6 protein-coding genes are annotated in these 6,297 nt (G+C 65.1%); 4 read left to right on the forward strand and 2 right to left on the reverse strand.

Features of this window, described 5'->3' with window-relative positions:
* Together ACY693_RS13420 and ACY693_RS13425 are read left to right on the forward strand one after the other, a co-directional pair.
* A partial coding sequence (locus tag ACY693_RS13420; RefSeq protein ID WP_462322333.1) for a hypothetical protein occupies positions 1 to 212 on the forward strand: 212 nt, incomplete at its 5' end.
* Between the two features lie 49 nt (positions 213 to 261).
* Positions 262 to 1,044: a VIT1/CCC1 transporter family protein gene (locus tag ACY693_RS13425; RefSeq protein WP_462322334.1), complete on the forward strand. Its 783-nt coding sequence runs from the start codon at positions 262 to 264 to the stop codon at positions 1,042 to 1,044.
* 37 nt (positions 1,045 to 1,081) lie between these two features.
* On the opposite strand, the gene ACY693_RS13430 is transcribed toward ACY693_RS13425, so the two are convergent.
* Both ACY693_RS13430 and ACY693_RS13435 read right to left on the reverse strand, forming a co-directional pair.
* The gene (locus ACY693_RS13430) at positions 1,082 to 2,647 is read right to left on the reverse strand and encodes a hybrid sensor histidine kinase/response regulator (protein WP_462322335.1); all 1,566 of its coding nucleotides are present in this window, start codon (positions 2,645 to 2,647) and stop codon (positions 1,082 to 1,084) included.
* Between the two features lie 8 nt (positions 2,648 to 2,655).
* Positions 2,656 to 4,119, reverse strand: a complete 1,464-nt coding sequence (locus ACY693_RS13435) for an ATPase domain-containing protein (RefSeq protein WP_462322336.1) — start codon at positions 4,117 to 4,119, stop codon at positions 2,656 to 2,658.
* 364 nt (positions 4,120 to 4,483) lie between these two features.
* Between ACY693_RS13435 and ACY693_RS13440 the strand changes: the two genes are divergently transcribed.
* Together ACY693_RS13440 and ACY693_RS13445 are read left to right on the forward strand one after the other, a co-directional pair.
* Positions 4,484 to 4,927 (forward strand): YbhB/YbcL family Raf kinase inhibitor-like protein, encoded by a 444-nt coding sequence (locus ACY693_RS13440; protein WP_462322337.1) that lies wholly within the window; start codon positions 4,484 to 4,486, stop codon positions 4,925 to 4,927.
* Positions 4,928 to 5,086: 159 nt separating this feature from the next.
* A partial coding sequence (locus ACY693_RS13445) for a PEP/pyruvate-binding domain-containing protein (RefSeq protein ID WP_462322338.1) occupies positions 5,087 to 6,297 on the forward strand: 1,211 nt, incomplete at its 3' end.

A 6,297-nucleotide genomic window follows, 5' to 3' on the forward strand; every position in this document is an offset into this window, starting at 1 on the left:
TGATCGCCGCGACCTACATCGCGCCGCTGGCGGCCATCCTCTCGATCCAGATCCCGACGCTCGGCGAATGGCTGCTGATCCTGTCGTTCTCGCTGCTGCCGCTGATCCTGGTGCAGGTCGGCAAGGAGGTGGCGCATCGACTGATCCGACACCGGCGCGCGTCCGGACCGAATCAGCCGTCGCCAGCGAACCAATCGCACCAGCAACACTGATCGCCGACTGCAGGTTGGCGATCTCTTCAACCAAGGAGCACATTTCGCTATGCCCGCAAAACAGCCTCGACAACGCTCACGCTGGCACCTGGCCCGCGCGCACCATGCCGCCGAGGTCCGCGCGCGACTCGCATCCGAGGGCGGCGGCGGACATCTCGGCGATGCGGTGCTGGGCGCGATCGACGGCGGCATCACCAGCTTCGCGGTGGTTGCTGGGGCCGTCGGAGGTGGCTTCTCGAGCCTGGTGGTCATCATCCTCGGCGTCGCCAGCCTGCTCGCCGATGGCTTCAGCATGGCGGTCAGCAACTATCTCAGCACCAAGAGCGATGCCCAGGCCGCCGATCAGACCCATCGTGAGGAGCTGCGCCATATCGAGGAGGTTCCGGAACATCAATGCTTGGAGCTGCGCGAGGTCTTCGCCGCCAAGGGCTTTGAAGGCGAGACGCTCGATCGCATCGTCGAGACCATCGCCGCGGACCCCGAGCTCTGGGCCAAGACCATCACCCAGGAAGAGTTCGGTCTGCAGCCAGGCGATACCGGTCAGCCGTTGCAGTCCGGCGCCGCAACCTTCGCCGCCTTTGTGCTCATCGGCGCGATCCCGCTGATCCCCTTCGCGGTGCCGACACTCAGCATCGATCAGGCCTTCGTTGCCAGTATCGGTGCCACCTCGCTGGCATTCCTCGGCGTCGGCATCGCCAAGGGCTGGGCGCTGGACCAGTCTCGCGTGCGCTCCGGTCTCGAGACCCTGCTCACTGGCGGCGGCGCGGCGGTGCTCGCCTATGGGGCCGGAACCCTGCTGCGAGGCTGGCTGGGAACGGGTGCGGTTGCCTGAAAACGCCTGGGTCCGGCGAAGGTTGGGACAGCGCCGACTAGCGTCCGGCGATGGCGGCCTCAAGCTCCGGCATCGCCACCGGCTTGACCAGGTGACGGTCAATGCCAGCGCGGTGCGAGCGGCGCCGGTCGACATCGCGACCGAAGCCTGTCACCGCAATCACCCGCAAATCGTCGAAGCCGTCGAGGCAGCGCAGGCGGGAGGCGACCTCGTAACCATCGAGACCCGGCAAGCCGATATCGAGCACCACCACATCAGGCCGGTGGGACTCGGCCGCGCTCAGGCCGGCGGGGCCGTCGTTCGCGAGCACGACGTTATGTCCGCGCTGCTCCAGCAGTCGTTTCAGGCCGCTGCCGAAGTCCAGATTATCCTCGATCAGCAGGATGCGCCGGGTCGGCGACGGGTCCCTCTGCGCCGGCACTCGCTGGACCTTCGATGGTTGAGCAGCGTCGGCCTGCGGCACAGCCTGCAGCGGCAGCAGCACCCGGAATTGGCTCCCTCTGCCGGGTCCCTCACTCTCGGCATGGATGGTGCCCGCATGCATCTCCACCAGCGAGCGCGCCAGCGTCAATCCAACCCCCAAGCCAGAGCGGGAGGTCTGCGGCTCGCCTTCACGCTGCGGAGCCTGGAAGAAGGGCTCGAAGATGCGCGCCTGGGTCTCGGCGCTCATGCCGACACCCTGATCGCAGATGCAGACCTCCGCCAGACCGTCAGAGGTTTGGGCGCTGAGCCGGATCAGGCTGTCGTCCGGCGAATAACGGCTCGCGTTGACCAGCAGATTGGCAAAGATCTGGCGCAGCCGGGTCGCATCGGCCAGCAAGGGCATGGATGCGTCGGCGATCGCGAGCTCGAGACGTTGGCGGCGGTCCTCGAGCGTCGACTGGACCTGAAGGACGACATCCTGCAGCGTCGTGGTCAACTCCAGCGCCTCGCACTGCAGACTGAGCTTGCGGCGGGCGATGCGCGAGATGTCGGAGAGATCATCGAGCAGGCGTTTGATCTGTGCCGCCTGGGTCGAGATCACGTGCAGGCAACGTGTGGCTTGCGGTGCCTCGAGCTGCAGCGAATCCAAGACCTCGCCGCAGGTCATGATCGCGGCGAGCGGGTTGCGCAGCTCGTGGCCGAGGGTGGCAAGGAACTCGTCGCGCTGGGCCACATGCTCGGAACGCTCGTTGAGCAGGTCCCGAATCCGATACTGCTGGTGCCGCTCACGCAGCGCCATCTTGACCGCATTGACGAACACGGTGCTGTTCACCGGGCGCTCGATCAGCCGGACATGGCCATAGACGTCGTAATCATCCAAGGCCTCGAGACTGGCCTTGGCGAGCCGGCGGGTGAGCACGATCAACGGCAGCGACGACCACTCCTCCTGCTGCGCGAACTGCTCCCGGATGCGGGTACCGGCATCCCCGCGCAGCGCCTCGTCCGCTACCACCAAGGCCGCCGCAGGCTCGGCCAAGGCCGCACAAAGCGCGACGGTGTCGGCACAGATATGCGGTTGCAGCCCCGCATCACGCAGGAAACGCTCGCACAGCGACGCATCATTCGGGCTCGGTGCCAGGATCAGGATGCGCTCGGTGTTGTTGGCGTTGCGATCAGCCATGTCAGGACTCAAAGCAGCGGTCTATCTTCGCCGAGATACTCGGGAACGCCCGTGAGCACGCCGCGGAAATCGCTCAGCGGCTCGCCGACGATGACCCCGCCGCGCCCGATCTTGTACTCGCGGATGGTGCGCTCATGGTCGCCATAGCGCTTCTTCATCACCGACAACGCATAGCGAATCGCTCCATAGGCCTCGAAGTAGCGTTGCGCGATGACGGTATCGGTCAGATAGCTCAGATCGACGGGGAGACCTTCCTGCCGATTCAGCGGGCTTGGCTGCGCCAAGGTGACCAGCGTCAGTGCACCATGGGCGCTCAGGTAGCTCAGCAGGTCATGCACCTGCAGGTTGATCGACGGATCATTGGGCATCGCCTGTAGATAGCCATTGAGGCTATCGATGATCACGATCTGGGTCTGCTTGCGATCGACCTCGTCGGCAAGCTCGCGGGCAAGCTCGCCCGGGGACACCTGGCCCGGGTCGATCTGGCGCAGCGTCAACAGATTCGAGGCCGGGGCCGAGTCGATATCGAGGCCTTGGCTAATCGATCGTTTGCGGAAGGTGGTCAACGACTCATCGAAGGCATAGAGGGCGACCCGTTCGCCGCGCCCCGCAGCCGCCATCGCGAAACTGCTCACCAGTGTCGACTTGCCGCAACCGGGCGGGCCGATCACACCGACACTGGTGCCACGCTCGAGGCCACCGCCGAGCAGCGCATCGAGCGGCGCGCTGCCGCTCGAGATGAGATCGTGCTGTGACGGCGGCTCTGCCGATCGATCGGCATCAAGGCGCGGGAAGACCTGCAAGCCGCCGGTCTTGATGCACATGTCATGGCAGCCGCCCACATAGGCTTGGCCGCGCAGTTTCGGCAGCCAGAGCCAACGCCGCCCAGGGCCATACTCCTCGACCTGCTGCTCCAGCCGACTGATGCCCCAGGCCAGACTGCGCGGATGCAGCTCGGCGGGCCCTGTGGCCTCATCGGTGACCAGCAGCGTCGCTCTAAGCTCGACGGCCTTGCTGCGGAACAGCTCGACATGACGCCGGAAATACGATGACTGATCGCTGTAGACTCGCAAGGCGGCCAATGTATCGAGCACCAGCCGATCCGGTCTAAGGGCCTCCATCTCCGCCATCATCGCCTGCACGCGGTCATCGAGCGCGATCTCCGAGAGATCGAACAGCGCCGTGCTATGGATCTCCTCCGCGCTGACCAGGTCGCGGACCTCGAGACCCTCGATCGACCAGCCGTGCGAGTCAGCGATCACGGCAACCTCTTCCGGGCTCTCAGCAAGCGAGATCAGCAGACAGCGCTCACCACGACGCAAGCCCTCAAGCAGGAACTGCAGTCCGAAGGTGGTCTTGCCGGTCCCTGGATTGCCTTCGATAAAATAGAGGTGGCCAGGACGCAGGCCGCCTTGCAGGACATCGTCCAGACCTGGAATACCTGAGGGCATCAACGTAGTCGACGTCGACATGGATAAGCTCCTTATTGTTACCGAGCCAGCATCGGGTTGCCGGCTGACTGACGGTACGCCTGGTGAGGACTCATCAACGGTTCAGTGGCTCGTTCGGCGCCTCCGTGTCGATTCCACCATCAGTTCGGCAAAAACACCAGCTGTTTTCGGCTGTCGCTCGCCCAGCCAGACTGCATCGCTAGCGCCCCATCACCACGAACCAGCGCCGCTGAGCGGAGCACCGCCACTGAGCGGAGCGCCACCACAGCAGCGCTCAGATTGGCCTCTGCGCGCTGGCGTTGCTTTCGCCGCCGGAAGGCTGTCGATACGTGGCTCGGGCCTTGCTTGAAGGAATGCACAGACCCACAACGACGGAGGTTTCATGATGCCCATGCAACTGTCATCGCCCGCCTTTACCAACGGCGACCGTATCCCCGATCGCTATACCAAGGCCGGTACCAACGACCAGCCGGAGCTGATCATCGCCGGCGTGCCCGAGGAGGCCAAGGAGCTCGCGGTGATCTGCCATGATCCGGACGCGCCCATGCCGCACGGCTTTACCCACTGGTTACTGTACGGTATCCCAGCCGGGACCGAGCAGATCCCGGTGAATGGTGAGAAGCAGTTCCGTCCGGCCGTCAACGATTTTGGCGACATCGGCTGGGACGGTCCGCTGCCGCCCGAGGGCCATGGCCCGCATCATTACTACTTCTGGCTCTACGCGCTCGACAAGCCCGTATTCGGCATGCCGGACCGCGAGACCTTTCTGCGCGACTACGGAGCGCAGGTGATCGATCAGAGCCGCATCATCGGCCTCTACGAGCGCTGAGGCATCCCCTGGGAATGATATCCCCCCGCCTTTGGTGTCTTTCCACAACTCAGCTCGCTGTCAACTGCCGATCCGCATGCCAAGGAGCCCGTTGGACCCTACTGGCTGCGGTGTTGGGCCGGCGACAGCCCATTGGTGCACTTGACTGGAGGATTTCTGATGAACGACGGGACGCTGATCGCTTCGCTCAATGATCTCGGCAGCGACGATGTCGCCCAAGTCGGCGGCAAGAATGCGTCGCTCGGCGAGATGATTCGTCATCTCAGCGCGCGGGGGGTGCGCGTGCCGGGCGGCTTCGCGACGACCGCGCAGGCCTACCGGCAATTCCTGGCCGATAACGAGCTCGAGCCGCGCATCCGCGAGCTGGCCCAAGCCTTTGAGCAGGGTGAGCGCCCCCTCAGCGAGGTCGGCGAGCAGATCCGCGCGCTCTTCCTCAACGCCGAGATCCCGGCGGCCTTGGCCGACGCGGTGCGTAATGCCTACCAGGCGCTGGCCGAGCAGTCCAGGCGCGATGAGCCCGATGTCGCGGTGCGCTCGAGCGCCACCGCCGAGGATCTGCCCGAAGCCAGCTTTGCCGGCCAGCAGGAGACCTTTCTCAACATCCGCGGCGCCGACGCCCTGCTCGCTGCCATCCGGCGCTGCTTTGCGTCGCTGTTCACCGACCGCGCCATCGCCTATCGCCAGGATAACGGCTTCGACCAGCTGCAGGTGGCCCTCTCGGTCGGTGTGCAACAGATGGTGCGCGCCGACAGTGGCAGCTCCGGGGTGATGTTCAGCATCGACACCGACACCGGCTTTCCGCGCGCCGTGCTGATCAACGGCGCCTGGGGTCTGGGCGAGACGGTGGTCCAAGGCATCGTCGACCCGGATGAGTACCTGGTTTTCAAGCCGCTGTTGGAGAATGAATCGCTGACACCGATCATCGCCCGCCAACCGGGGGGTAAAGCGCAGAAGATGGTCTATGCCGAGGCCAACAGCGAAGACCCGACCGTACTCACAGAGACCAGCGAGGACGAGCAGCGAGCGCTGGTGCTGAGCGACGCCGAGGTCCTGTCGCTGGCACGCTGGGCGGTGACCATCGAGCAGCACTATGGGAAACCGATGGACATGGAATGGGCCAAGGACGGCGAGACCGGCGAGCTGTTCATCGTCCAGGCGCGACCCGAAACCGTACACTCGCAGCGAGCCGAGGGCCTGCTCAAGACCTACCGGCTCGAGACCAGCCCTGATGAGGCCGGCGAGCCGCTGCTCAGTGGCACCGCGATCGGCGATGCCATCGCCGCTGGCAAGGTGTTTCGGCTCGAGGATGCCGGCGAGAACCAGCGGTTCGAGGACGGCGGCGGCCTGGTGACCGAGATGCCCGCTCCGGC

It is taken from the genome of Halochromatium sp. (assembly GCF_054919635.1).

Coding starts and splice junctions, on each gene's coding strand:
- ACY693_RS13435 (WP_462322336.1), bottom strand. CDS start 4,119: ATGTCGACGTCGACTACGTTGATGCCCTCAGGTATTCCAGGTCTGGAC.
- ACY693_RS13430 (WP_462322335.1), bottom strand. CDS start 2,647: ATGGCTGATCGCAACGCCAACAACACCGAGCGCATCCTGATCCTGGCA.
- ACY693_RS13425 (WP_462322334.1), top strand. CDS start 262: ATGCCCGCAAAACAGCCTCGACAACGCTCACGCTGGCACCTGGCCCGC.
- ACY693_RS13440 (WP_462322337.1), top strand. CDS start 4,484: ATGCCCATGCAACTGTCATCGCCCGCCTTTACCAACGGCGACCGTATC.